Genomic DNA, 26,071 nt, shown 5'->3' with positions numbered 1-26,071 from the left:
CGAATGCCAAATGTATATTGAATAAAGGTAAGTTTAATCAAGATCACGGGATCAATACTTGGGCGTCCAACTGCGGAATATGTTTCTTCCACTAAATCATAAATGAAAGAGAAATCAATCGCTGCCTCCATTTTTCGGACTAAATGATTTTCGGGAACCAACTGGTCTAAAGCGATCATTTCTACTTGATCACGTTGAATGGAATTATGTTTTGAAAGCATCTTCATCACCCCAAGTATTATTTCTATTTATATTTTAAAACAAAAAAGACTGTAGGCAAGCTCGATCTTCATCGAGTTTGTCTACAGTCTGACTGCCAATACTGGCAGCTTTTTTATTTCAAAAATTAAAGTTTTACTACGTTATCAGCTTGTGGTCCGCGTTGTCCTTCAACGATATTGAATTCTACACGTTGACCTTCTTCTAAAGTTTTGAAGCCTTCGCCAGTGATTGCACTGAAATGTACGAATACGTCGTTTCCGCCTTCTACTTCAATGAATCCAAATCCTTTTTCGCTGTTAAACCATTTTACTGTACCTTGTGTCATGTATAGACAACCTCCAAAAATTTTTTAATATGTTACTCATATTTACGCAGTAAATAAAAATTCACATATTATAAAGAGTATCCACACCAAAAAAAGTAGTTACTCTTTATAACATGTGAATCCATAACTCCATAATTCAGATCGAACAAAAAATTTAAACTATATATAAAACGAGGTATCTCATTTATTATCAGTAAAACTAAATAGATGTTTTCCAAAACAACGAAAGCCCTACCTCTCTTTCGTCCTTGCGACTCCGCCGATCGCGCCAGCTGAATTGTATATTATCTAAAAGCGGAAAAGGAAAAAAATTAGCAATAACTGAAAACTTATAATTTCTTACTTATAATATAACATTTCACGCTAAAATGCAAGAAAAAAACCGAAAATCCATGTTTAACAACATAAACCCTATGCCGAATTTTTCAATCAAAATAGCATCTACCCGAGGACAGATGCCTATTTTGTATAATTGATTTTCTAAATTTATTTCGGGGGCATATTTATAATTTTACCAAAAACCACCGTATCCCCCGTAACCATATCCACCATATCCTCCACCAATGTATGCTGCGCCTACAATGATAAGAAGAATAAATAATACTACGATAAACGCGAATCCTCCAGCATATCCACCTACTGCGCCATCCATAGAATTACCTCCTTTTTTATAGTCACTTATACAGTATTCAAAAGGAGGTTGTTTGTCGTGTAAAATAACTAAATTGGGCTATAATGTACCATAGCCTATTCAAAATATTTGAAGCTAGCATTTTTCTGTTCTTTACAGATAAACACAAGAGTTTACTTTTTCCCTCTTCCTTCAAAATAAGTAAATGCGATCATGCAAATTAATATCCAAAATGCACCAGCCAAGTATCCACCAAGTACATCGCTTGGATAATGAACTCCAAGATAAATGCGACTTATTCCGATTATAAAAACAAGCACAACACCAACTACCACGCCGAGAATTTTCGCCCACATTCGGTTATATGCTTTAAAAAGGATAAATGCTAAACTTCCATATAAAATCATAGAACCCATTGAATGTCCGCTTGGAAAACTATAGCCGCTTTCAGCGATAATAGGTTGAATATCTGGACGTGCCCGTTTAAAAATCAATTTTAAGATTTGATTAAATCCTCCTGCACCTAATGCAACTGTTATTGCTAGGTACATACCTAATAATCGGTGGCGGGTTATGTAAAGACAAACACAAACAATAAAAGTAATAAGTGCTACTCCTTTTACAGAGCCAAAAAAAGTTATCCATAACATTATAGTTGTTAATCGGTCGGAAATATGTCCTTGTACTAAGTCAATTATTCTTCGATCAAAGTGACGAATTTGCGTTCCATCAAAATTATTCGCTATTTCCAAAAACGTCCAAGAAAAAATAACTAATAGTATACAGAGAAAAACTCCTAAATAAATTTTTCGTTTTTTCATTCTTCCACCTCTAATTTACATCCTAACATAATAAGACAAAAAGACAATTCTAATAATGAACTGTCTTTTAATTTGGCTCATTTCTTAAACAATGTTGCTTTTGGAGATTAAAAAAACACCACGAAACTAAAAATAATTCGAATTTATTACAATTTACGAAAAGAAACAATCTATTCGAAAACAGTCTTCACTATTTTTTACTGTGCTTTTTTCGTTCTTGTTGCTTTCTTTTTTGGCTTAGGTTTTTCTTCTGTTTTCATTTTTGTTTTATCTATGGATGCTTGAAGTGCTGCCATTAAATCTGTAACATTTGCCGCTTGTTTTTTCTCTTTTGGTGTAACAAGCTCTTTTCCAGTTCTTTTTGATTCGATTAATTCCATTAACTTTGATCTGTATTCATCTGTATATTTTTCCGGTTCGAAAGTTGTAGTCAACTGATCGATGAGGAGAATGGCAGTATCAATTTCTTTTTTTGAAACTTGGTCCTCAGCTGGAACATTTGGAACATCTGCAGCATTTCTTACCTCATCAGGAAAATGAATGGTTTCCATTAATAAAGTGTTTTCTAAAACACGTATGACAGCTAATTGCTCCTTAGACCTCATCACTATTTTAGCAAGCCCGGCCTTTTTTGATTCAATAAGTGCCTTGCGAAGAAGACCATATGCCTTTATCCCCCCCTCGTTTGGGGACATATAGTAGCTTCGATCGTAGTAAATCGGATCTATCTCTTCCATTTTAATAAAATCAATAATTTCTACCGCTTTTTCTTCTGTCGTACGTTTTAGTTCATTCAATTCTTCTTCCTCTAAAATCACAAATTTCCCTTTCGCTATTTCATAGCCTTTTACAATATCCCCTATCGATAATTCCTCTTCACACACCGGACACATTTTTTCATATTTGATCGGGGTGTGGCATTTTTTATGAAGGGATCTTAATTTAATATCTTTATCTTCCGTTGCTGCATGTAATTTTATTGGGATATTTACAAGCCCGAAACTAATACTTCCTTTCCAAATCGTATGCATTGAACTCCCTCCCTTTTTCTTCTTACTTTTAATGTTCGTTCAACAAATAATTTCATTCCCTAAAAGTTTTGGAAAAAACCTTGTAAACAGGGAATACTACCTCTAAAGGAGGATAAATGCTTTGAAACCAATGCTGCCAACCTTAAAGTCCACTCTTCCGGAAAATAGGAATTGGGTTTATGAAATAAAATATGATGGATTTCGTGCCATTTTGGAGTGGGATGAAAAGAATATGTATCTGTGGAGCCGGAATGAACTGGATCTATTACCGCAATTTCCTGAAATAAAGGAATTTCTTCTTTCTCATAAAGAAACAATTAAAGATTATTTTCCCTTAATATTAGATGGAGAATTAGTCATATTGGAAAATCAAAATAAAGCAAATTTTGGACAATTACAAATTCGTGGACGAATGCGTTCAAAAGAAAGAATTATGGAAAGAGGAAAATCAAGACCCGCTCGCTACTTGGTTTTTGATCTTTTAAAAATGAATGGAAAGAATATGAGAATCAAACCCCTTGAAGAAAGAAAAAAAACACTTCAAGCTTTATTCGAACATTTGAATTTCCCGCTCTATCCATCAAATGGAGATCCCAATTTAATGCAATTTGTTCCATACGATAAAAATGTAAGGAAAATTTCAGATAAGGCATTTACGTTTGACAGTGAAGGGGTTGTGGCAAAAATACTGGAAAGCAAATGGGAAGCTGGGAAAAGAACGGAAAGTTGGGTAAAAATCAAAAATTGGAAAAAAGTCAGCTGTTTTATCACTGCATATGACAGCAATAATGGTTATTATCATATCGGAGTCTATAACGAGAACAAAATCATTCCTTTAGGTTTATTCTTATTTAGTATATCTCCAGACCAAAAGCAAGCACTTAACCAGGTTATAAAAGAAAATGCCTATGAGAATACAAAGGGATTGTTAAAAATCCGTCCGTCTATTTGCATTGATGTCCATTATTTAGAATGGTATGAAGAAAGCTTAAGAGAACCTCATTTCCATCAATTTCGTCTTGACCTTACTCCAGAGGACTGTACATATGAACAATTCGTTTTGAATGGAATCGCTATTCCGGAAGAAATACAAATAACACATCCAGACAAACCACTCTGGGAAGACAGAATTTTTAAATTGGATTTTGTTCGCTACATGAGGAAAATCTCACCCTTTATGCTGCCCTTTTTAAAAAATCGTACTTTAACTGTCATACGGTTTCCGCACGGAATTTCTGAAGAGCCTTTTTATCAAAAAAATTGTCCTGATTATGCACCGTCTTTCATTGAAACATTTCGCCAAGAAGGGATTGAATATATAGTTTGTAATGATTTAAAAACATTAATGTGGCTAGCAAATCAATTAGCAATTGAATATCATATACCTTTTCACGTTAATAAAAGCAAATTTGTCAGCGAAATTGTTTTTGACCTGGACCCTCCTTCACGTAATGAGTTTCATTTAGCTGTAAAAGCCGCTCTTATGATGAAGGAAATATTTGACCAATTAAAATTAATAAGTTTTGTGAAAACTTCAGGGAATAAAGGCTTGCAGATTTATATTCCACTTCAAGAGGAAACCTACACTTGGGAAGATACCCGTTCATTTACTGAATTTATAGCACAGTTTTTAATTACAAAGGAACCAAATTTATTTACGATTGAACGATTAAAAAAACATCGAAACAATCGATTGTATATTGATTTTGTCCAGCATGCTGAAGGAAAAACAATTATCTCACCTTATTCGATGCGCGGAAATAAAGAAGCGTTAGTAGCAACCCCGCTATATTGGGGGGAATTGCATGAAGGATTGAATCCTGAGGATTTTACGATGGAAAGTGTGTTGAAACGTTTAAATGAAATAGAATGTCCATTTTCCTCCTATTTTAGATCGAAGAATATTCAACCATTTGAGCCTGTTTTACAATTCTTAAAGAATACTCACTAAGAAAAGCGGAAGCGCCTTGCTCATCGGCGTACGGATTTCGTAGTCGCAGGCTCGAGATAAAGGAAACACAGTGAGGTAGTTCACGAACTGATGTTGACTTATCGTAGGGAGGAGACGGAGAAATCCGCTAGCCGATGGCTGCTTGCGCTAGACAAGATTAAACTTGTTAAATTATTTAGATGTTGAAAAATTTTATGCTTTCCTATCCTTTAAAATAACCGGCAGAAATTTCTGCCGGTTGTATTATATTAATATTTCCTGATTGATTACTTCTTTCACGTATGCTTCTAATTGCTCATATTCTTTTTGCTCTGGTAAATCGTATTTTTGAACTATCGTGAAGCTTTCGGGTTTTTTAATTTCTACACTAATTTCTGCATCATATAAATAGGTTGCATTTCCGATTAAATCAATTTTATACTCTCCATTATAATCATGAACCACACAGCGAACCTTACCACCGTTTGTATATACTTCAATTCCATCTTCAAAGCTATTTAATTTAAGCAGACATGAAATTAAGGAGGAAGCAGACATCGCAGTACCGCATGCATTTGTAAAACCTACACCGCGCTCAAAGGTGCGAACATAAATTTTCCCTTCTTGAATGAATTTTACAAAGCTTACATTTACTCCGTCCGGGAATAAATCATTTGGTCCATTTACATATTCTGCTATGTTTTTTTGGATGTTGGACCTAATCGTATCCGAATCTACATAACTAATAAGATGTGGATTTGGAACGGCAACAGCAGAAAACAATAGCTCCTCAGAGAGTTCAGGAACTTTGTCGTTAAACAGTGTTTCTCTTGCTAGATTCATTGGAAGCTGGTCTAACTGAAATAGAACCGGAGAAATTTCAACCTGATAGGTTGGAATTTGATTGAAAATGGATTCAGCTTTTTTAACTTGTAAATTAGCTTTTAAGGTTTCGACCACTATTTCATCCTTTTGTAAAAGCTCACAGAGGTAGCGTCCTGCGCAACGCAATCCATTCCCGCACATGGAAGCCTCCGATCCATCTGCATTAAAAATCCTCATTTTTGCATCAGCCACATCACTTTCCATCACAAAAAGGATTCCATCTGCACCTAAAGCGGAATTTCGGTCGCAAAGTGCCAGAGCAAGATTTTCTCGATCAAGGTCTGAAAACGAGAATGAATTTGTTATTTCATCAATCAATATAAAATCATTATTTGAACCATGGCATTTTTTTAGTTGAATATTCACCATTGAAACCTCCAGTTTGTTTCCATTAGCAAACTACTTTTATTTAGAATTTCTAATTTAATATTACATTGCCACAAACATATTCTATTATCAATAATAATACAACAAAATTAAGCCGTTAAGTCTTCCGCTAAAACTAATTCCGTCCAGTTACATGCATCTTTGTAAATAGAAATTAGTGCATGCTGTGTTAAGCCAAGCGCGTTTGATATATCATCTGCTTTATCCCAGTGAGCCTTTTCTATTGCAACAGTCAAATTTAAGACATTGCGCATATGATTCTCTTTTCCGTTTAATGCAGCATAGAGTTCATCACCGAGAGACAACTTTTTTAGTATATTTTCCATTGGAATAGATAATATAGCGTCCATTAAAGACAGCATTCCTACTAAAAAATAACTCGGAGCAGGTAATTGGTTGGCTAGCTTTAATGCAATCATTTCACACATTTTTGCTCTTGTTAAGCATAATCGCAAGAGTTCTTCTGGCATATGCTTTCGGTAACCGGTATTTTCTCTAATGGCTAAGACATAAATCCATCTTTTAATTTCAATTAACCCTAGCAAAACAATGGCCTGGCGTATTGAATGTATTTTATGTTTCGGCCTGTAGGCAGGTGAATTAATAAGCTTTAATAGTTTGTAAGATAAAGACAAATCCTGTTCTATTAATTTTGCTATTTGTTCAATGCTTGGGTCAGTAGCCGATAAATAATTAATAATTTGAAAATAGGAACTAAAAGAAGCAGGGACATCCTGTGTTGAAACAATGACAGGCTTACTAAAAAAGTAACCTTGAAAATAGCTGTAATTTTTTGTTTTTGCTTCCTCAAACTGTTCTCTTGTCTCGACTTTTTCTGCCAACAATTCAATGTGCAAAGATTTTACCACTTTTTCTAAAGTTCTCCTTAATGCCGGAGAAGTATTCAGATAATCAATTTTTACAATATCTACATACTCTAATACTTGTTTCACATACGGGTTATGATGTTGAAAAATAAAATCATCAAGGGCAATTTTATATCCAAAGCTCTTCAACTCTTTACATATTTCAAGCAACTCATGTGTGAAGGAAACGTTTTCAAGTATTTCAACAACAATTTCTTGTGGTCGAAAATAGGTTGGAACTTTTTGCTTCAATAGATTTTCCGTAAAATTAATAAAACATGGTAAACCGCAAGATAAATCATCAATTCCTATATTTAGAAAACTATTAATAATAACGTCGGCTGTTGCCTGATCTCCGTTAATGTTAGGAAATTCATTAATATTATTTTGACGATATAGAAGTTCGTATCCACAAACATCCTCTTTTTGATTAAATATTGGTTGCCTAGCAACAAAAACTTCCATTATTTCGCTCCTTACTTACCATCTAACCTATATTTCTATTATTTAGATTACCAAATGAATAGTTCAAAAGTCTATAGCCGGAATAGCTTACCTAACATGTAAAAAAAGGCAAAAAAAGAGCAATCGCATGGATTACTCTTATCATCAAACTTATATACACTGTAAAATAAAGTAACCGGAATATTAATGTCACTTAAATCCCCAAGTGCAATAAAAGAAGTGCCCCCTGTTATAAGCCACAGGATTTAATCATAATGGACTCTTCTGATTTTTACAATAATACTTTCTCTTCAAGCAGTTAATTTCCTGCATTCTTCTGCACACCGGAAGCAGATGTCCGCACATTTTTGACAATGCTCATGATCATGTTTTTTGCATTCATATCCGCAAGCTTCACAAACCGTCGCACAGATGCTGACAATCTCTTTCACAAAAGCACTGCTTCTTTGCATTGAGGCAATTGCTAAACTACAAAAATCCGCACACTCTCTATCCAATTCAATACATTTCGTCATTTTTTCAGGATGTTCTTCCTTCAAACATGCATGGAAACAAATATTACAAGCTTCAAGGCATGTAAAACACGCTTCTAAACAGGCTTTATAATTTGCGTTCATAATAAGACCCTCCATCTACAGTTTAATATATGAAATATTATGGAACGCTCTCGATTATTTCATACGCAATTTACCATATTGTTAATTGAATTGGTTAACAAATAGAAAGATGAGCAACCCATAAATAATAAATTGTTCAGCTTCGCTCACCTCATTTTTAAATGTAAGAATTGGCGTATTGGAGGAGAAATATTTCTGCCATTTTATTGGCATCCACCCATTTTGAATCGTTGCTATGTTTTTATTGTTTTTTGTCACTTCTATCTTATGTGTCGTTAAATGGATAAATAACATGTCATTACCGGCTTCAAACGTCATCATTTTCCTTTTTCTCTCTTGTAGTTTAATGATAAAAAGCTGATTGCTTGGTGTAGTTATTTCAACCTGCCCATTATGCTGGGAAACATTCATATTTACTAATACCGTTCCATCTCTCTTTTTTAATTGATAACTTAGAGATTCTCTTCTTCTTATCCTAATTGGCAAAAACCATTTCCAAGGTTCCATTCCTTCATCCCTTAATTCATACTCACATATTCCATTACTATTGAAAAACTTTATAAATAAACTTGGCGCAGGCAGAAACATCATCATTAGTTCTTTCGAATTTTCATTACGTATTTGTTTGTCAGATGTAATATACTTAAGGCTGCCTTCTCTAAAATTAAAATATAAATATTTAACAAAAAAATAAATTAATATAATCATCACTATAATAAAAATAATTTTTAATATAAACGGAAATCCCACCGCGTTGAATAAAAATAAACATCCTATTAAAAAAAAGCCTACTAGGATAATTTGATTTAAATAGATTCTGGACATAACGGTATAGTATTCTTTAATATTCATGTCTATTCACCCTATTTGTAGATTCATTCTATTATATGTTTGTTTCTATTTTTTCATGATTCCCAATTGTAATAAAAAAAGATAGAAAAAAATCCTCTTGTAACAGAGGATTTTTCTATCTTAAAAACCGTATAACGAGCGGTATTTGATATCGCTCTCCTTCATATGCTTTTACCGCTGCAAGAATAGTGAAGATAAACACCAAAATACCAATGATACCGAGTAATATACCTCCGATTAAAATGATTATGAGTATCCCGCTAATAAGACTATAAATAAAATAAGAAATAAGAAAGTTGAAATATTCCTTACCGTGATAATCAACGAAAGATGATTCATCTTTTTTGAGAAGCCAAATAATTAATGGCCCAATAAAAACAGTAAAAAAACTTGAAACATAAATCAATGTTGCCAGAAGCCTTTCATCCTTTGATGGCATTTCGATTCCCCCTGATTGAATAATCTCTATAGCATATACGAAGAGGAAGGAAAAAAGATACATCTTTTTTAACTTTTCTTTTTTTGGACATCCTCTAACATGTTTTGCATATCATTTAATATGTTGTTCATTTAGGAAATTTTTTATTGAAGGAGTTTGGATATGCTGTCAAATATACAAGCGTTTATTTTAGGAATCATTCAAGGGCTTACAGAGTTTCTGCCGATTTCAAGTACTGGTCATTTATTTCTTGGAAGGCACTTATTTGGATTGGATGAAGCAGGTTTGTTTCTTGATACAATGCTACATGTTGGCACCTTATTGGCAGTTCTGGTTGTTTATAAAGATGATCTCATTCATATTATAAGAAATCCATTTGGCAAACTGACCAAAATCATGTTTATTGGGACAATTCCGGCAGTGTTTGCAGGTTTTTTATTTAAAGATTTTTTTGATTCCATTTCAAAGTCAGGTAGCACAATCGGATGGGAGTTTTTAGCGACTGGATGTATTTTATGGTGGGCGGAAAGCGCCAAGAGACACGGCCATAAAAAACTTGAAGAAATCCGCTATTCAGATGCACTGGTAATCGGAACATTTCAAGCTGCTGCTATTTTCCCCGCACTTTCCCGATCAGGATTAACGATTGCCGCAGGGCTTTTACGTAAATTAGATAGAGAGACAGCTGCTTATTTTTCATTCCTATTATCGATTCCTGCAATACTTGGAGGAATTATTCTGCAAGGAAAAGATTTATTCACAGGACAGGCGGAAAACATTTCATTCATGAGTCTTCTGATTGGAACCATCGCATCTGCTTTGTTCGGATATTTTGCAATTGTTGGAATGATAAACTTTCTTAAAAAGAAATCTCTTAAAATATTTGCTTATTATGTTTGGTTTTTAGGCTTAGGGATCATTACATTGCAAACTATTGGAATATTTTAGCGGAGTTGAAAATAAATGAGTCATGAATGGATTGTAAATGCATTAGAACATTTAGGTAATCTTGGGTTCATTGGTATTGCACTTGCCTTAATGATTGAAATCATCCCGAGTGAAATTGTACTGGCATATGGAGGATTTTTAATTGCAAATGGGGAGATTTCCTTTATCAGTGCCACAATTGCAGGAATTCTTGGGGGAACAATGGCACAGGTATTTTTATATTGGCTTGGATACTATGGAGGCAGGCCATTCTTTGAAAAGTTCGGAAAGTTTCTATTGATAAAGAAAAAGCATCTAGATGCTTCGGAAAAATGGTTTCGAAATTATGGAACAATTGTTATTTTCACAGCAAGATTTATCCCTATAGTTCGACATGCCATTTCAATACCAGCTGGAATTGCAAAAATGAAATTTTCCCAATTTGTGTTATACACGACTACCGCTATGCTTCCGTGGACCCTCCTTTTTTTACTGCTGGGTATTCAATTAAATAATCATTGGGAATTAATCAGCAGTGTGGCAGGCAAATATATTAGACCGATTATTGTTATTGCCATCCTTAGCTTGAGTATATATTTTATCGTGCATTATGTAAAAAACAAAAAAAACAATTGTCGAACTTAGTAATAATTGGTCATAAAATATTAATATTTATCCTATTTTCAATTGGCGATTTTTATTGTAATATACAAAAAGGAAAAGAAAACTTATTCACTTTAAACAACCATTTGGTCTGTCAAAAGGAGTTTTTATCAAACATTTTACTTAGAGGTTAATCCTCAAGACAACTTACAAAAGTAATATACAACTTTTTGATGTTTTACATCAATTAGGGAAGGCAAATGGTGCGCCACCAGCTAATGTTTAGCCTGGTTCTAGTGGGTTCGATTCCCACCCCGAAATTTTTTACGCACTTTTAAAAAATTTCGAGGGTGGGGCTTTCGCGATAAACGGGGGACTGCCCTCTTTGGAGGGATATCGATGCTCAAGAAACGTGAGTTAAACGGACAAGAAAACTCTTGTTTATTTGAACTTATGGTGCACCCTGATGTCTTCCCTTTCGTTCGTCAAAAGGCATATTCACATGATGAATTTTTATTTTTAACTAAACAGACGATTGAGGCAGAAGAACGCGGTGAACTAATTTCCAGAACAATTTTAGATGAATGGTGCAATCCAATTGGTACCATTAATTTATTTGATATAAAAGACAATGCAGGTTTTTTAGGAACATGGATTGGGAAACCCTACCATGGAAAAGGTTATAACCAGCCTGCAAAGGACGCTTTTTTTCAGGAACTATTTTATGAATTAGGAATTGAAACAATCTTTATGCGTATTCGCAAAGAAAATATCCGTTCCATAAAAGCCGCCGAAAAGCTCCCGTATGTTGTTAAAGCAAATGAGACTCGAAAATGTATATTTGATCAATTGAATGCTGAGGAATATATTTATGATTTATATGAAATTTCTAGAGACCAGTACTCCCTGTATTTAATGAGGAATGAGACAAAACAAGAGGAAGAACAAGTATTAGAAGCTTAAAAAACTCGCCTAATGGCGAGTTTTTATTTATCCAATCTTTCATTATAAAGATTTCTAATGACCCATGTTTTATACTTTTCTAGTTTTTTCCGTTCAACAGGATGGTAACGTACTCCCATTTGTTTCAATTCTTGTACATACCAGCCTTTTGAATATTTGTATGCCATCTCAGCTTTCCTCCTCATCAACTTGTCCAATACACTATATGAGCAGGATGGATAAAATATGCCTAACAAAACATGCTGTCCTTTGTATCATTTAAAGGAGATAACAGCTTTTTCACAAAAATAGAAACGTATAAATAAGAAGACCACAGAAGTTTTTCCGTGGTCTAATTTCATATATTATTTTCCAATAAATTCTTGAGTCCAGTAATTACCATTAGAAACAAACCCTGCACCGATTTCCGTGTAATTTTTATTTAAAATGTTTGCACGGTGACCTGGTGAATTCATCCAGCCATTTACTACTTCTTGCGGAGTTTTTTGGCCCATCGCTATATTTTCTCCTGCAGCACGATAAGTAATGCCAAATTTTTTCATCATATCAAATGGTGATCCATAAGTTGGGCTAGTATGATCGAAATAATGATTAACAGCCATGTCATTTGCTTTTGTATGAGCCATCTTACTTAAAGTAGTATTAATCTTTAAAGCAGGCAGACCATACTTTTTACGTTCTTGATTTGTTAAATCTACTACTTGTTTTTCGTATGCGCTTAATTGATAGGTTGCTTTTTTAGTAGAAGCTGTCGTATTTGTTTTTGTATTGGTATTTACTTTTTTAGTTGTCGCAGTATTTTGTGTTACTTTTTGTACACTGTGATTTGTTGGTTGTACAGTCTGTGTATTTAAATATGCTGAGTTTACATGGTATTGCTTAAGAATATTGTTAAACCATGCTTGGGCATCTTGTATATTATTTGTTTTATATTCATATTTTACAGTGTTATTAGCATTAGTTTGTAATCCTGCTGCATCTGCTTTATGGCTCATCATTGGTCCAGCTAATAATGCTAACGCAGCTGCTGTAGTAATAAGTGGTTTCATCATTGTAAAATTCCTCCCTCTTCTTGAGTGAAAATCTATTACTCTTGAATCATAACATACGATATTTGTAATATTTGAGGAGAAATCTACCATAATTTTTGTAAAACAATCGTTATCATTTTTGCTAGTTAAAGAACCCTGTTAAAATAGTTATTCTCAAAAAATAGTCTATTTGTATATGCAGGAAATCTAGTAATAATAAGGATATACATCCATATTTTCATATGTAAATGCGACTTGACAATATTTATAAAGAGCTGCTTTTGTAACGTATTTTTCAGTCTTATTTCAATATCCTTCACTTTATAGTTTATTTGTAATCCTTTTCATCGCAATTCCTTACAGTTCTTCCATGATTTTAATATAGTGCTTTATAAGTTCTACCTTTTCTGAATCAGATTGTTTAGAATCGCTAATTCGTTTCATTGCATAATAAAATTTTACTTCTTTTGATGTCCGTAAACGAGGATGAGTAACTTCGTCCAATAATTCTCTTGTAATGGCTTCATTCAGCAGTTCCTTCGCCGTTTTTGCTTCGTCTTTTAACAAACGATTATTCCATATCTTTCGATAAACATCTAATAATTCTTCGTATCTCAAAATGAATACTCCTTTCAAAACAGAAAATTTACATTAAATACAGAAAAAATGAGAAAACTATGTATAGAAAACTCATTAGTGGAGGTATTAAAAATGCATGGTCCATATTGTTGTCCAAACTGCAAAACAAATCGTTCCAGATTCAATATTATACAACAAGTTCCACAAGCTGTGAAAATGGATCCAAGGTCAGGTGATATTATCGAGGAATATGAAAATAATGCAGTCAATCCATTTCATATTCCATATAAAGGTCCTGATTATCGTGTTCAATGTGCCGCTTGCGGCCTAATTGAAGATGAAAAGACATTCCTGAAATTTGGTGAACTCAGATAACAAGCCCGCAATAAATAGTGCGTTTCTATGTTTTCACTAAGAAAAAATAGGACTCTGGTTATTTAAAACCAGAGTCCTTTTTCAGCGTTTGGAATTTGAAATTTTGTTTTTTTATTTTTTACTTAATACCTCAGTCGCTTTTTTAACTTGCGGATCATCTTTAATAATTTTCTCACGAAGCTTGTTCATAAGCTCGATAGTAGTATCTCCCTCAAGAATACCATTTACTTTCAGATGTTCAGCCTTTTGGAATGCCTGCACTGCTTTTTCTGTTTGACTGTCATATAAACCATCCACTTTTCCAGGATTATAACCTACAGCCTTAAGCATTTGTTCGGCTGTTTTGATATTGCTGGATACATCTGATTTCTTCCACTTCTTGCTTGGATCAATAATAGGGAGATTGGCATATTTCGGTAAGTCCACCTTATATTCAGGTTCAATGCCTTTCTCATGAATCCATTCACCATTTGGAGTTAACCATTTCGCTACTGTAAACTTCACATCGGAACCGTCTTTGAAATCAGTAGCTGTTTGTACTGTTCCTTTTCCGAATGATTTATGACCAATTAACGGAATTCCCGCGGATTCATTAAGTGCTGCAGCCGTAATTTCAGATGCGCTTGCACTTCCTTCATCAATGAGCACTACTGCCGGAACATTGATCTTTTTACCAGCCTTTGCAACCTCTTGGTCGCGTTTGCCGTTTCTGTCCTCTGTCTGAACAATCGTCTTGCCTTCTGGAACGAATAGGTTTGAAATTTCTAGGGCTTGATTTAATAACCCACCCGGATTTTGACGTAAATCCAAAATTAAAGATTTCATTCCTTTTTTATCCATTTCATCTAATGCTTTTACAAGTTCATCATAAGTATTATTTGAAAAACTTGTAATTTGCACTTTTGCTACACCATTTTTCATCATTTCTGCATAAACCGTATTAATTGGAATGGTATCGCGGACAATTGTCATTTCAGCTGTTTCTTTGGAGCCTGCTGGTTGTATTGTTAACTTCACACTCGTACCTTTTTTCCCCCGGATGAGTAATACCGCTTCATTTGCAGACATTCCTCGAATGCTTTTGTCATTTACGGCTAATATTTTATCATTCGGTTTTAGACCTGCTTTTTCGGCAGGGGATCCTTTTATTGGAGATACAACAGTAATAAAGCCGTCTTTTTCCTGAATTTCTGCACCTATTCCTTCAAAAGAGGATGAAATACTTTCGTTAAATTGCTTCGCCTCATCCTCCGACATGTAATCAGAATATGGATCTCCTAAAGAGTCAACCATTCCGTTAATGGCACCGTTTATTAATGTCTTCTTGTCCACTTTTTTATAATAACTGCTTTCTAACTTGTCATAAACTTCATAGAGTTTATTAAATTCCGGACGATTATTCGCTACACCTACATTAACTGCTTTTTTATCCCCGAATGCTAATACAAGGGTAGTAACCCCTGCCGTTGCAAATACGAGTATAAAAATAAGCATAACAAATGTAAATTTCTTCATTCGAATAAAACCATTTATGTTTTCTGTAGAGGAGTCAATATCCTTTTTCTCTTCTTCCAAGACATTCACCACTTTCATTCCCGTATACAATGCTATCTGTAATCAGTATTCTATGTAAAAAAATATTAACTTCTTTATTTTATCAGCTTTTATCGAATAACGAAAGAAAAGGTTTTTTTGAATGAAAAAAAACGCGAATTTTGTTATATTTTATCTAAATATTCATTATATTATTTTCACATCCATTGTTTACTCTAAATATCTTATTGTTAGTATTGAAGTAAAAAAGCCCACTGCTATTGTGGCTAAAAGAGAATACAAGAAAATGCCAAGTCCAAAAAATTTCATTCCCAACAAAAGCACAAGCGCGTCTAAAACAAAAATAATAATTCCTACATTCACATTAGTAAATACACCTACCATTTGAGCAAACAAATCTAACCCATCCCCGGCAACACCAGCCTGAAGGATAAGACCTGCCCCTAATCCAATAAAGGTTCCACCTACCAAAGCACTTAAAAGAACGGGTAATTGTATTCGATCGGATAAAAAGGAAAACAAGTCCAAAAAAAAGGAACTAAAAATTACTCCGAAAATACTATTATAGAAATAACGTCGATAATAAATAAAGGCAAATATATATAATGGAATGCTTAAACTAATCATACTTAAGCCAGTTGGAATGGAAAAAAAATAATAAAAAATTAATGCGATCCCCATTAATCCTCCATCTAATAAATGATGGGGAATGATAAACCCATTTACACCAATTGATAATAAAATACTCCCCAAAATAATTTGTCCAACCTTCTGAATTGTTCTCTCCCCCAACATTTTATCTAGCTTGTCTCTAAAAATAGTTTATGAGGGGAAATGATTTTCATGCAAAATTTCAATCGTTATCGTTTCAGAATATTTATTATGATAAAGATCACAAAAAAAAGCGGGTTTCCAAATATATTACAAGAACATACATACATTCTCTTTTTTAGGTGGTGTTGGTATTGAAAGATTACAATATCTCCGCCTTTTAAGGGAACTAGACAAAGGTTTATGTTTTGTGATAAAATTTTACAATAAAAATTCATTTAAAAACTACATATTTTATAGCGATGAAGAGGAAAGTAGTTTTTGCTATATTCGATAGCGAGCCGGGGACGGTGGAAGCCTGGCGATGAAGCATGAATGAAGAACACCTTTGAGTTCTAACCGAAAGGGATATCTTAAGTAGGCTTAGACGTTACCAGCACGTTATCTGACTGGGGTAAGCAATATTAGCTTTAAAGTTGGTCAAATGACAATTTGGGTGGTACCGCGGAAGTCAGCCTTTCGTCCCTTTTTTTGGGAATAGAAGGCTTTTTTTATTGTGAAAAATTACCATAAGGAGGCTATTTATGATAAAGACTGTAGTAAAAGATTTATACAGAAATCAAGAAAATTATAATGACAAAACGGTTCAAATTTCAGGCTGGATCCGTACTCTTCGCGATTCCAAAACCATTGGCTTTATGGAATTAAACGACGGAACATTCTTCAAGAGTGTACAAGTAGTTTTTGAGGATACCCTTGATAACTTCAAAGAAATTACGAAGTTACCTATTAGCTCTTCTGTTTTAGTAGAAGGTGAATTTGTTCCAACACCTGAAATGAAACAACCTTTTGAAATTAAAGCGACAAAAATTGTGGTGGAAGGATTATCGGATACAGATTATCCTTTACAAAAAAAGAGACATTCCCTTGAATATTTAAGAACTATCGCTCATTTACGTCCGAGAGCCAATACCTTCTCAGCCGTTTTCAGAGTAAGATCTCTTGCATCTTATGCCATTCATAAATTCTTTCAAGAAAAAGGATTTGTATACGTACATACACCGATTATTACCGGAAGCGATACGGAGGGTGCTGGGGAAATGTTCCGTGTGACATCCATGGATTTGAACCAGCTTCCAAAAACCGGGGACGGAAAAGTAGATGACAGTGCAGATTTCTTCGGCAAAGAAACCAACTTAACCGTTAGCGGTCAATTAAATGCGGAAACCTTTGCTCTTGCTTTCCGTAATGTATATACCTTTGGTCCGACCTTTAGAGCAGAAAATTCGAATACGGCACGTCATGCCGCAGAATTCTGGATGATTGAGCCGGAAGTTGCCTTTGCAGAACTACCGGATATCATGGACCTCGGAGAAGAAATGGTCAAGTATGTCATTAATTACGTTTTTGAACATGCACCAGAAGAAATGGCCTTCTTTAATAGCTTTATCGATAAAACACTTATTGAAAGATTGCAGAACGCATTAGAATCCGATTTTGGAAGAGTTACTTATACCGAAGCGGTTGAATTATTAAAGAACTCCGGTAAGGAATTTGACTACCCTGTTGAATGGGGTACGGATTTGCAAACGGAACATGAACGCTATCTTAGCGAGGAAATTTACAAGCGTCCTGTCTTCGTAACCGACTATCCGAAAGAAATTAAGGCATTTTATATGAGAGCGAATGATGACGGCAAGACAGTAGCTGCGACTGACCTATTGGTTCCAGGTATCGGCGAGTTAATCGGGGGAAGCCAGCGTGAGGAAAGAGAAGAAGTCCTTGCCAATAGAATTAAAGAACTTGGTATGACGGAAGAAGATTACTGGTGGTATCTTGAGCTTAGAAAATACGGCGGTACAAAGCATTCAGGCTATGGAATTGGCTTTGAACGATTAGTTATGTATTTAACCGGAATGAAGAACATCCGTGATGTAATACCATTTCCTCGTACACCAGGAAATGCAGATTTTTAATGAAATAGATGTAAAAAATGAACAATAGGATGCTGCTGCATCCTATTGTTCATTTTTTATAAGTATTGGTATCAATCTGTTTACCTGTTTTTATGCTTTTTTAACATGTTGAAAATATTCCTCTAATGTCCAATTGTTTTTGTACATTACCTCCGCGGCTTTTTTTCCAACATATCTAAAATGCCATGGCTCATATTCATATTTGGTTACGTTCACCTTATCTTTCGGGTATCTTAAAATGAAACCAAACTCATGAGCATGTTCACGCAGCCATATTCCTTCCTTATGTTCTCCCATTTTTTCTGTAAGAAGGAAATTTTCTGTTTCACTGGTTATATCCATCGCAAGTCCTGTTTGGTGTTCGCTTTCTCCAGGAATTGCAACCGCTTGAGCCGCTTTATCTTTTCCAACATTTGCTACTTCTGCATCAAATAAAGTTTTTTGTCTTGTATAAGAACGATAACCCGAAGCAGCATACAGGAAGATATTATCTTTTTTTGCCGCGGAAAACATTTGCTCTAAGGCAGTTGCTGCTTCTTTTCTCATATAGCTCTTTTCAATATCCTGATTGCCAAAGGAAAATGCGACTTTTGGACGAACAAGATCATTTGGCTTATAGTCTCCAAGGGAATAATCCTTATTAACCAAAGCTAGTATATTAGAGGGGTTTTCAATCATTTTGATTCCATTTACAACCCTAATTTGATTAAAATTATCTGGACTTAGTAATAAATCATGGTTTGTATTATTTTGGCTTGTCTGTTTACCTATTGAATTATTGATAGAATTGGATGGTTTCTCTTGACCCTTACCTGTTGAGGCATCAGTTGCCTTGTTTTGGCCCCAGCTGCAACCACCTAACAAAAATATAACGGCTGTAAGTGCTAAAATACGTTTCATAATGTCACCTTTCCTCTTAATGCAAAAAAATTTCTTCACATATAAGAGTTTATCAAAGAAATGAGAGAAAAGGATAGGTAAAAATATGAATTTTTTTTAATACTTTAATGAATCGAGTAGGAGGAGGTGACTAACCCCCGACCTCTCACACCACCGTACGTACGGTTCCGTATACGGCGGTTCCATTTATGTCTGACGTAGTTGAGAATATCTCACATAAAGACTCTTCAGCCCTCGCATCTCCCAATAGGAGTTTGTGAGGGTTTTCTGTAGGATTGGGCTTCTGGCTATTCTCCAATATTTCTTTCTAGAGTTTCCCCATTCGTATGCCTTCTCTTTTGGAATCCCTAATCCAATGAGTTTTCTTACTTTGGTTTTTGGTTTCTTCCATTCTTTCCATTGGCACATTCTGAGACGCCTTCTAATCCATTCGTCTAATTCTTTGAAAATAGTGGGTGTATCTGCTAATGCATAATATCCGCACCAGCCAATCAAATATTGATTCAGCTTCTCTATTCTATAATCCATTGGAATTGGTTTTGACCTTGAAGTTAATTCTCGTATCCGTTTCTTGACACGTTGAATACTTTGGTTTGACATCCGCACCTTCGGTTTCTTATGAAATGTGAAGCTAAAACCTAAAAACTTTCTTTTCCAAGGTCTGTCTACAGCTGACTTTTCTCGATTCACCTTTAGTTTTAGAGTAAATTCAATGAAAGTAGTAATCGAGTCCATTACTCGCTCTCCGGCTCTTCTCGATTTTACGTAGATATTACAATCATCTGCGTATCGGACAAACTTGTGCCCTCTCTTTTCTAACTCTTTGTCTAGTTCATCTAGAACGATATTGGAGAGTAAAGGACTTAATGGTCCACCTTGGGGCGTACCCTCCTCGGATTTCGTTATGACTCCATTAATCATAATGCCAGACTGTAGATACTTCCGAATTAGTGATAGGAGCGTTCTGTCTTGAATCCTTTTGGATAGAGTCCGCATTAATCTATCATGATTGACTTTATCAAAGAATTTCTCCAAGTCCATGTCGACTACCCATCGGTATCCCTCTTCGATATATTTCTTCGCTTGTCTAACACCGTCATGACCTCGTTTGTTTGGTCGAAAACCATAGCTCTGTGTTGAAAAAGTCGGGTCGAAGATAGGGGTTAAAATCTGAGTAATCGCCTGTTGGATGAAACGGTCTGTCACGGTTGGGATACCTAATAACCTTACTCCACCGTTCGGTTTTGGGATTTCAACCCGACGGACAGGAGAAGGTTGATAAGTACCCTCCATTAAGGATGTTTTAAGTGTATCCCACGTTTCGAGAATATGTCTTCGTAGGTCTTTTACGGACATATTGTCTACTCCATGACTTCCTTTGTTCTTTTCTACTCGCTTTAATGCCAGTAAAAGATTTTCCCGTGACAGCATTCGTTCCATTAACATTGAGATTTATCCTTTCTACGTGAACAATACATTCTCATTAAGTGGGTTCTTTACTAAGCCCTCCCGAAGTCCCCCATGGAATTCACCATTTCTTCCTTTCAGGTAGGTTCCGTAAGAATTTTCTGCTTTCATACATAAAGAACCGTTTGCCGAGTGTTTGTTCTCCTAAAATGGTTCAGTCCTTCCTTGATTCTCTCGAGCAAACCAAGTACTACGACTTCGGCTGACTTCTGATTGTTCAGCTATCCATTACTAGATAGGTTACCAAGTGTACTTGGCGTATCAACCAGACCTCCCCGGGTAAGAGTGCAATCTTTCCTTCCATCTATCTGCTTCATTTACTTTGTATCACCTTCGGCAGAAAGGACTTTGTTTTGTATTGCAAACTCATCCAATGATACCTAGCCTTGTATGAAGTTCGTGTTCCTCAGACCGGAAGTTTGCCGCTCGCTTCCTTCAGATTCCGCGTCACCACGGACACCCTTGCGTTAAGCTAACTGCTACTTCTGCCTTCACAGTTCGGGACTTTCACCCTAGAGACTACACCCATGCCGGGCGCACAATAAACAAAAAGTCTCATAAAGAGACTTTTTGAAATTACTTTATTTAACTGCTGATTCCAGAGCAACCTCAATCATATCGTTAAATGTTAATTGACGTTCCTCTGCAGACGTTTCTTCACCAGTGAGAATATGATCACTGACAGTCAAAATAGATAAAGCTTTGCGATTATATTTAGCCGCCAAAGTATAAAGCGCTGCTGTTTCCATTTCTATTGCAAGAATTCCATATTTCGCCCATTTCTCATGATCAGCATTGTCATTATAAAACATGTCCGCTGTAAATACGTTTCCTACTTTAAGGTTTAGTCCTTTTTCCAAGCCGCTATCATATGCCTTTTTTAATAACTCAAAATTAGCTGTTGGCGCATAATCAATGCCACCGAAAGTAAGACGATTCATTTGGGAATCAGTGGAGGCTGTCATTGCAATGATGACATCTCTAACCTTGACATCCTGTTGGATAGCACCGCATGTCCCTACACGAATTAAATTCTGCACATTATAGCTTTGCATTAGCTCGTTAATGTAAATCGAAATAGATGGAACTCCCATTCCAGTTCCTTGTACAGATACTGGTTTGCCTTTGTATGTACCAGTAAATCCAAACATATTTCGAATTTCATTGTAACAAGTCACATTCTCCAAAAATGTTTCTGCAATATATTTTGCCCGAAGAGGATCTCCCGGCAAAAGAACTGTTTCCGCAATTTCATTTTCTTTTGCACCGATATGTATACTCATTTATCTATCTTCTCCTTTCATTCAGTATGTACATTTTATATTTTTAAATCATTTGTTGCAATCTATTACTGTAATGAATAAAACATTTTGGGAAACGATATAGATGAACAATGTAAGGAGGGAAAAAAGTTGGGTAAAAAGCATCGAAATCGTATTAACGGTCAGAAGAAAAATAATCATATACCGGAAGATCAAATCATTTCAGAACAAGAAGCACATGAAAAAGAATTCACTGCAAATAAACGTAAAAAATAAAATAAAAACGGCTCAGTCTTCCACGAAGCTGAGCTGTAATAAGTTATCTTATATGAATTCTATTTATCGTCGTCCATCCGCCAGATTTCAATTGGTAATAGAAATGCCCATTTCTGCCTTCATCAATAAAAACAATATCTCCAGTTCCTAAGTAGCGCGCATGATAATCCTTTGGCAGGGAGTCTAATGTATTAAAAGTAGCAAAAACCTTATACAAGATTTCTTCATGATTTTTTCCTGCTACTTTCAACTGATAAACTTTTTTATACCCTTTTTTCTGTCCAAATAAGGGTGTTTGAAATAATGTAATATCGTACTCCGTTACATGACTATAAGAAAGTTTAAGTGATTTTAGTAATTGCATGAATTCGTCTCCCTCCATTTTTCTCTTCATAGATATATTCAAAAACAAAGGGTGCAAATCCTTTCTCTAAATTTCACTTCTTTTGTCTATTTTTATCGATTTCCGACGTTCCAAATGGAAAGCCACCTCTTTTTCGTGGTGGCTGATGTCAATACTATTTTTGTGATTAATCCAATTCCTCATCAATAATGCATTTAGCAATTAAGTAATCAAATGTGATATCGGCGATTTCTTCCAGTTCTTCTTCTTTTGGCGCATAACCCCTCTTAACCAGCTCATTGAAAAAGAACTCAGCAATTTCCTCCGTGTCAATAAACACTTCAATTTCCCGCATGCAAAATCGCCTCCTCCAATAAAAATGTATGTTCTTTCTTTTACGTTTATGCAGCAATTTATATGGATATGAATAAAGATAAAACAGTTGTATTCATTTATTTCATCATGAATGTTTTCTTAACTTATTGTTACTCTTTTTTAAAAGATCAGACAGTTGTATTTTAATGGAATCCATCATGTCAATATAATATGAATCTGAGAACATTATATACATAGTTTTATAATCATTATACATATCTAGCAAAGAATCGATCTTATGGTTAAATTGATCCTTCGGCGAAGGAAGAAGCAATGGCTTCTTTGTTTTTTTTATTGGATAAATAAAACCGTATTTTTTCAAGTAGCTTTCAGCAATATCTGATTCCGCAACCAATATCAGTTCATTTTCATCCGCTTCCAGCCATTCACCATCTGTTACCCTTGTTAACTCATAAATAATATCTTCCCATGCATCTTCTTTATATCGCCATATTTCTGTTCTAAAGCCTACTACCTTAAAGAGCTCATCCAGATACCCTTTAACCTGAACCAAATCACCGAAAAAGAACTTATACTCAATATCTATCTGTTCCTTTGCCAATATTTCTCCTTTAAAATCGGATAGCAATACTAAACCTTTATCCTTAAATAAGTCACCATTATCGTTTATTTCGTAATAATATTGTCCATCTAAATTTCTAATATTTGAAATTTTACCGACCGTTCCATATTTTAAAATAACAACAGTATCACCAATCTTAAAATGAGGTTTATCCTTATTGTCCATTTCCTCCCGTCTCCTTGAAATGTGTAGAATAATTGATAATTAATTATATGCAAGAAACGGATAAAACGATTGTTTGATTAAGCCTTTTTAAAAAGGGCCAAAACACAAAAAGGAACTAAAAAAACATTACCAAAATAGTAATGTTTACAGATTCTTCGTCGTTTCAAATATGTAAAGTTCCCAAGCTTCATCAAATATGGACATCGATGCTAAATACGCAGCATTCATCTCCAGATATGAACTCAGTTCATGATAATCTGTTGAATGTTTTGGAAAACTATGATCCTTATAAGCGCTATTTGCAAAACTAGATATATCATCTTTTGGTTTGGCATCACGATATTTCATTAAGTAATGGTAAAATGAATAATTCATATAGATTCGCCCTTCTACATTAAAATCTTGAATTTACTATACCGAAAGAATTGATTGCCATCAAGTTTTTGATTATTAAAGGATATAGGTAATTTACGTATCGACTGTCATATTTAGGTAATTAAATGAGTCTTCAGTACATATTATTTAATTTTTCGACAAATAATCGCAAGAATAACTAGATTATTCAGATACAACTTAGTAAAATATTCATTAGATATTTTGTCATATGTTATTTCTAAAACATTACTAGGGGGGGAACAAAATGGGCAAAAAAGAAAAAAATATTCCAAAGTTAAAAAAGCCCAAAAAACAGAAAAAAGAAAAAGTGCTAAAGCAGAGAAAAATCTCTTTCTCCTATTTACAAACAATACGAGGGAAAATTACCATTTCATTCGGAATCCTTACAATTCTTTTAATCATTTTATCCATCACATCCTATTTAAGCATGAACCAATTGGAAAAAGAAATTGATCGCATTGTAGGAAATGATTTGGTTGTTCACGAAAAAATCCAAGGAATCCTGAAATCCTCATACACCATTGAATCTGCTGAAAGAGGATATGCCATTACTGGTGATAAAAGCTTTCTAGATCCATACTATACTAGTAAAAAATACATAGACGATAACATTAAGAAATTAAGATCCCTTGTAAAGGATAGTAAGTCCCAGCTTCAAAAAGTTGATTCCATTGAGTCATCCTATTATTTTTGGAGCGGTTCCATCGATAGTGTCATTCAAGCTCGTCAATTTCAATCGGAGAAGGATGCCAGAAATTTAATTCAAGACGCACATGGCAAAGATTATATGGGGAAAATGCAAACCAATATTAATGCATTTGATAATGCTCAATCTAAAGCTTCCCAGGATCGTATTGACAGCCTGCATACAAAGGTGAAAATTATGGAAGGAATTTCATTATTTTTATCGTTAGCTGCCATCATTTTAACTATTATTCTGTCCCTTGCATTATCAAGAAGCATTAAATCTAATGTGAGAAAAATCAGCGGTTCTATTCTTGATATCGCTAATGCCGGAGGAGATCTTACAAAACGTATTCAAATTAAATCGAATGATGAGCTTGCAGGTCTTGCAAAAGATACAAATGTCCTTATTGACGGTATTGCAAAGCTTGTAAAAGAGGTTTCCAAAATGGCGGAAAATGTTTCCGTAAGCAGTGAAGAATTACTTGCTTCTGCTGAGGAGACAGCGAAAACAATTATGTCTATTGCAGAGACATCGAGTGAAATTGCAGCAGGAAGCGAAAAAACAACCTCACAGATGGATGAATCATTAACAAAGATGAATTCACTGAATGAGGTGGTAGAGGTTTTAGGTAGCCTTGCAGATCGGGTTAAAGTGGCAGCTTTAAATATGCAATCTTCTGCTAAAACAGGTGAAACATCTGTTAAAGAAGCTTCTATTAAAATTATGAGCATTGAAGAAACAATGGCTAATACAAGTTCCACTGTTGAATCTTTAGGAAAAAAATCAGATGAAATTACGAAAATCATCAATACTATTACTGGAATTGCCGGACAAACGAATTTATTAGCATTAAATGCGGCAATTGAGGCGGCAAGAGCTGGTGAACACGGCCGTGGATTTGCTGTTGTTGCAGATGAGGTTAGAAAATTAGCGGAACAATCTCAAAATGCAGCTAAAGAAGTCTCACGTATTGTTCATTCTATTCAAAATGAAGTGAATACTGTAATTGAGCAAAATAAAGAAGGTGTTCAGGCTGTTATTTCAGGAGTAGAAATTTCAAATGAGACTACCCAATCTTTACAAAAAATCCTTCAGGACACAAATGATACAACAGAAGTTATTGCGGAAATGGTAACACAGATTGAAAGGACATTGCATTTAAGTCGCGATGTGGCAAATTCATTTGCTGCTGTAAGCGAAATAGCTGAATTAACTGCATCGCATACCGAAACGACAGCGGCAGCTTCTGAGGAAGGCTCCGCGGCAATGGAGGAAGTTACAGCATCTGCTTCGGAATTATCGAAACAGGCCGAAAACCTACGCGAATTAATTTCAAATTTTAAAATAAATTAGTCCCCTATTTTTC

The 26,071-nt window shown here is 34.8% G+C and carries 29 protein-coding genes, 1 pseudogene and 1 other annotated feature; of the genes and pseudogenes, 8 read left to right on the top strand and 22 right to left on the bottom strand.

From position 1 onward, the window contains the following. The 5 genes and pseudogenes from AN964_RS09975 to ku all read right to left on the bottom strand — a co-directional run. On the bottom strand, positions 1 to 221 hold a 221-nt coding region (locus AN964_RS09975), incomplete at its 3' end, for a transposase (protein ID WP_161809282.1). Between the two features lie 125 nt (positions 222 to 346). Further along, complete coding sequence (locus AN964_RS09970) at positions 347 to 547, bottom strand: cold-shock protein (RefSeq protein ID WP_055739531.1); 201 nt, start codon at positions 545 to 547, stop codon at positions 347 to 349. Positions 548 to 1,109: 562 nt separating this feature from the next. Beyond that, positions 1,110 to 1,199: pseudogene (locus AN964_RS27055) on the bottom strand (YjcZ family sporulation protein); the annotation flags it as partial. Positions 1,200 to 1,351: 152 nt separating this feature from the next. Next, the gene (locus tag AN964_RS09965; protein WP_055739530.1) at positions 1,352 to 1,999 is read right to left on the bottom strand and encodes a phosphatase PAP2 family protein; all 648 of its coding nucleotides are present in this window, start codon (positions 1,997 to 1,999) and stop codon (positions 1,352 to 1,354) included. 197 nt (positions 2,000 to 2,196) lie between these two features. Continuing rightward, complete coding sequence (gene ku / locus AN964_RS09960) at positions 2,197 to 3,030, bottom strand: non-homologous end joining protein Ku (RefSeq protein ID WP_055739529.1); 834 nt, start codon at positions 3,028 to 3,030, stop codon at positions 2,197 to 2,199. Between the two features lie 121 nt (positions 3,031 to 3,151). Here ku and AN964_RS09955 point away from each other — a divergent pair, with 121 nt between their 5' ends. After that, the gene (locus AN964_RS09955) at positions 3,152 to 4,981 is read left to right on the top strand and encodes a DNA ligase D (protein ID WP_055739528.1); all 1,830 of its coding nucleotides are present in this window, start codon (positions 3,152 to 3,154) and stop codon (positions 4,979 to 4,981) included. 243 nt (positions 4,982 to 5,224) lie between these two features. Here AN964_RS09955 and dapF read toward each other — a convergent pair whose 3' ends face one another. The 5 genes from dapF to AN964_RS09930 form a co-directional block, all read right to left on the bottom strand. Further along, positions 5,225 to 6,211, bottom strand: a complete 987-nt coding sequence (gene dapF, locus AN964_RS09950) for a diaminopimelate epimerase (RefSeq protein ID WP_055741208.1) — start codon at positions 6,209 to 6,211, stop codon at positions 5,225 to 5,227. A 110-nt stretch (positions 6,212 to 6,321) separates the two neighbouring features. Next, positions 6,322 to 7,563 (bottom strand): EAL and HDOD domain-containing protein, encoded by a 1,242-nt coding sequence (locus AN964_RS09945; RefSeq protein WP_055739527.1) that lies wholly within the window; start codon positions 7,561 to 7,563, stop codon positions 6,322 to 6,324. Between the two features lie 290 nt (positions 7,564 to 7,853). Further along, complete coding sequence (locus tag AN964_RS09940; protein WP_055739526.1) at positions 7,854 to 8,180, bottom strand: four-helix bundle copper-binding protein; 327 nt, start codon at positions 8,178 to 8,180, stop codon at positions 7,854 to 7,856. 81 nt (positions 8,181 to 8,261) lie between these two features. Continuing rightward, complete coding sequence (locus AN964_RS09935; RefSeq protein WP_055739525.1) at positions 8,262 to 9,032, bottom strand: hypothetical protein; 771 nt, start codon at positions 9,030 to 9,032, stop codon at positions 8,262 to 8,264. Positions 9,033 to 9,147: 115 nt separating this feature from the next. Then, a complete protein-coding gene (locus AN964_RS09930) occupies positions 9,148 to 9,471 on the bottom strand; it encodes a DUF4870 domain-containing protein (protein WP_055739524.1) in 324 nt (107 codons plus the stop codon). A 165-nt stretch (positions 9,472 to 9,636) separates the two neighbouring features. On the opposite strand from AN964_RS09930, the gene AN964_RS09925 reads away from it, so the two are divergent. The 3 genes from AN964_RS09925 (at position 9,637) to AN964_RS09915 (ending at position 11,964) form a co-directional block, all read left to right on the top strand. After that, positions 9,637 to 10,419, top strand: a complete 783-nt coding sequence (locus tag AN964_RS09925; RefSeq protein ID WP_055741207.1) for an undecaprenyl-diphosphate phosphatase — start codon at positions 9,637 to 9,639, stop codon at positions 10,417 to 10,419. A gap of 15 nt (positions 10,420 to 10,434) precedes the next feature. Further along, on the top strand, positions 10,435 to 11,043 hold the full coding sequence (gene uptA, locus AN964_RS09920; protein WP_055739523.1) for an undecaprenyl phosphate transporter UptA: 609 nt from the start codon (positions 10,435 to 10,437) through the stop codon (positions 11,041 to 11,043). A 357-nt stretch (positions 11,044 to 11,400) separates the two neighbouring features. Beyond that, on the top strand, positions 11,401 to 11,964 hold the full coding sequence (locus tag AN964_RS09915) for a GNAT family N-acetyltransferase (RefSeq protein WP_055739522.1): 564 nt from the start codon (positions 11,401 to 11,403) through the stop codon (positions 11,962 to 11,964). Positions 11,965 to 11,987: 23 nt separating this feature from the next. Here the strand turns inward: AN964_RS09915 and AN964_RS25485 are convergent, their stop codons facing one another. The 3 genes from AN964_RS25485 to yoyC form a co-directional block, all read right to left on the bottom strand. Beyond that, positions 11,988 to 12,131 (bottom strand): DUF2639 domain-containing protein, encoded by a 144-nt coding sequence (locus tag AN964_RS25485; RefSeq protein ID WP_083489292.1) that lies wholly within the window; start codon positions 12,129 to 12,131, stop codon positions 11,988 to 11,990. A 177-nt stretch (positions 12,132 to 12,308) separates the two neighbouring features. Then, the gene (locus AN964_RS09910; RefSeq protein WP_055739521.1) at positions 12,309 to 13,016 is read right to left on the bottom strand and encodes a CAP domain-containing protein; all 708 of its coding nucleotides are present in this window, start codon (positions 13,014 to 13,016) and stop codon (positions 12,309 to 12,311) included. Between the two features lie 336 nt (positions 13,017 to 13,352). Next, complete coding sequence (gene yoyC, locus AN964_RS09905; RefSeq protein WP_083489291.1) at positions 13,353 to 13,613, bottom strand: protein YoyC; 261 nt, start codon at positions 13,611 to 13,613, stop codon at positions 13,353 to 13,355. A gap of 93 nt (positions 13,614 to 13,706) precedes the next feature. On the opposite strand from yoyC, the gene AN964_RS09900 reads away from it, so the two are divergent. Continuing rightward, positions 13,707 to 13,949 carry a hypothetical protein gene (locus AN964_RS09900; RefSeq protein ID WP_055739520.1) on the top strand — a complete coding sequence of 81 codons (243 nt, stop codon included), beginning with the start codon at positions 13,707 to 13,709 and terminating at the stop codon, positions 13,947 to 13,949. 111 nt (positions 13,950 to 14,060) lie between these two features. On the opposite strand, the gene AN964_RS09895 is transcribed toward AN964_RS09900, so the two are convergent. Both AN964_RS09895 and AN964_RS09890 read right to left on the bottom strand, forming a co-directional pair. After that, the gene (locus AN964_RS09895; protein ID WP_055739519.1) at positions 14,061 to 15,542 is read right to left on the bottom strand and encodes a lmo1851 family serine protease; all 1,482 of its coding nucleotides are present in this window, start codon (positions 15,540 to 15,542) and stop codon (positions 14,061 to 14,063) included. Between the two features lie 171 nt (positions 15,543 to 15,713). Continuing rightward, a complete protein-coding gene (locus tag AN964_RS09890; RefSeq protein WP_183102018.1) occupies positions 15,714 to 16,256 on the bottom strand; it encodes a YitT family protein in 543 nt (180 codons plus the stop codon). 311 nt (positions 16,257 to 16,567) lie between these two features. Continuing rightward, positions 16,568 to 16,804, top strand: a binding site (T-box leader). Positions 16,805 to 16,858: 54 nt separating this feature from the next. On the opposite strand from AN964_RS09890, the gene asnS reads away from it, so the two are divergent. Further along, positions 16,859 to 18,250, top strand: a complete 1,392-nt coding sequence (gene asnS / locus AN964_RS09885) for an asparagine--tRNA ligase (protein ID WP_055739517.1) — start codon at positions 16,859 to 16,861, stop codon at positions 18,248 to 18,250. 90 nt (positions 18,251 to 18,340) lie between these two features. Here the strand turns inward: asnS and AN964_RS09880 are convergent, their stop codons facing one another. The 3 genes from AN964_RS09880 to deoD form a co-directional block, all read right to left on the bottom strand. Then, positions 18,341 to 19,150 (bottom strand): M15 family metallopeptidase, encoded by an 810-nt coding sequence (locus AN964_RS09880; RefSeq protein WP_055739516.1) that lies wholly within the window; start codon positions 19,148 to 19,150, stop codon positions 18,341 to 18,343. Positions 19,151 to 19,336: 186 nt separating this feature from the next. Continuing rightward, positions 19,337 to 20,596 carry a group II intron reverse transcriptase/maturase gene (ltrA, locus tag AN964_RS09875; protein ID WP_055737770.1) on the bottom strand — a complete coding sequence of 420 codons (1,260 nt, stop codon included), beginning with the start codon at positions 20,594 to 20,596 and terminating at the stop codon, positions 19,337 to 19,339. Between the two features lie 602 nt (positions 20,597 to 21,198). Next, positions 21,199 to 21,900: a purine-nucleoside phosphorylase gene (gene deoD, locus AN964_RS09870; protein WP_055739515.1), complete on the bottom strand. Its 702-nt coding sequence runs from the start codon at positions 21,898 to 21,900 to the stop codon at positions 21,199 to 21,201. Between the two features lie 129 nt (positions 21,901 to 22,029). Between deoD and yoyE the strand changes: the two genes are divergently transcribed. Continuing rightward, positions 22,030 to 22,155: a protein YoyE gene (gene yoyE / locus AN964_RS26015; RefSeq protein WP_126648572.1), complete on the top strand. Its 126-nt coding sequence runs from the start codon at positions 22,030 to 22,032 to the stop codon at positions 22,153 to 22,155. Positions 22,156 to 22,198: 43 nt separating this feature from the next. Here yoyE and AN964_RS09865 read toward each other — a convergent pair whose 3' ends face one another. The 4 genes from AN964_RS09865 to AN964_RS09855 all read right to left on the bottom strand — a co-directional run bounded on the left by AN964_RS09865 (position 22,199) and on the right by AN964_RS09855 (position 23,996). After that, positions 22,199 to 22,519, bottom strand: a complete 321-nt coding sequence (locus AN964_RS09865; protein ID WP_055739514.1) for a YodL domain-containing protein — start codon at positions 22,517 to 22,519, stop codon at positions 22,199 to 22,201. Between the two features lie 166 nt (positions 22,520 to 22,685). Continuing rightward, complete coding sequence (locus AN964_RS25480; protein ID WP_083489290.1) at positions 22,686 to 22,853, bottom strand: YozD family protein; 168 nt, start codon at positions 22,851 to 22,853, stop codon at positions 22,686 to 22,688. Positions 22,854 to 22,958: 105 nt separating this feature from the next. Beyond that, positions 22,959 to 23,621, bottom strand: coding sequence for a germination protein YodN (gene yodN / locus AN964_RS09860; protein WP_055739513.1), 663 nt, complete (start codon positions 23,619 to 23,621; stop codon positions 22,959 to 22,961). Between the two features lie 144 nt (positions 23,622 to 23,765). Continuing rightward, positions 23,766 to 23,996, bottom strand: a complete 231-nt coding sequence (locus tag AN964_RS09855) for a YozE family protein (RefSeq protein WP_055739512.1) — start codon at positions 23,994 to 23,996, stop codon at positions 23,766 to 23,768. A gap of 265 nt (positions 23,997 to 24,261) precedes the next feature. Here AN964_RS09855 and AN964_RS09850 point away from each other — a divergent pair, with 265 nt between their 5' ends. Further along, positions 24,262 to 26,058, top strand: coding sequence for a methyl-accepting chemotaxis protein (locus tag AN964_RS09850; RefSeq protein ID WP_055739511.1), 1,797 nt, complete (start codon positions 24,262 to 24,264; stop codon positions 26,056 to 26,058). Positions 26,059 to 26,071 lie beyond the last annotated feature (13 nt).

Origin of the sequence: Heyndrickxia shackletonii, assembly GCF_001420715.1 — a bacterium.
GTDB classification, from domain to species: Bacteria; Bacillota; Bacilli; order Bacillales; family Bacillaceae_C; genus Margalitia; species Margalitia shackletonii.
This window is presented reverse-complemented; position numbering and strand designations above follow the sequence as displayed.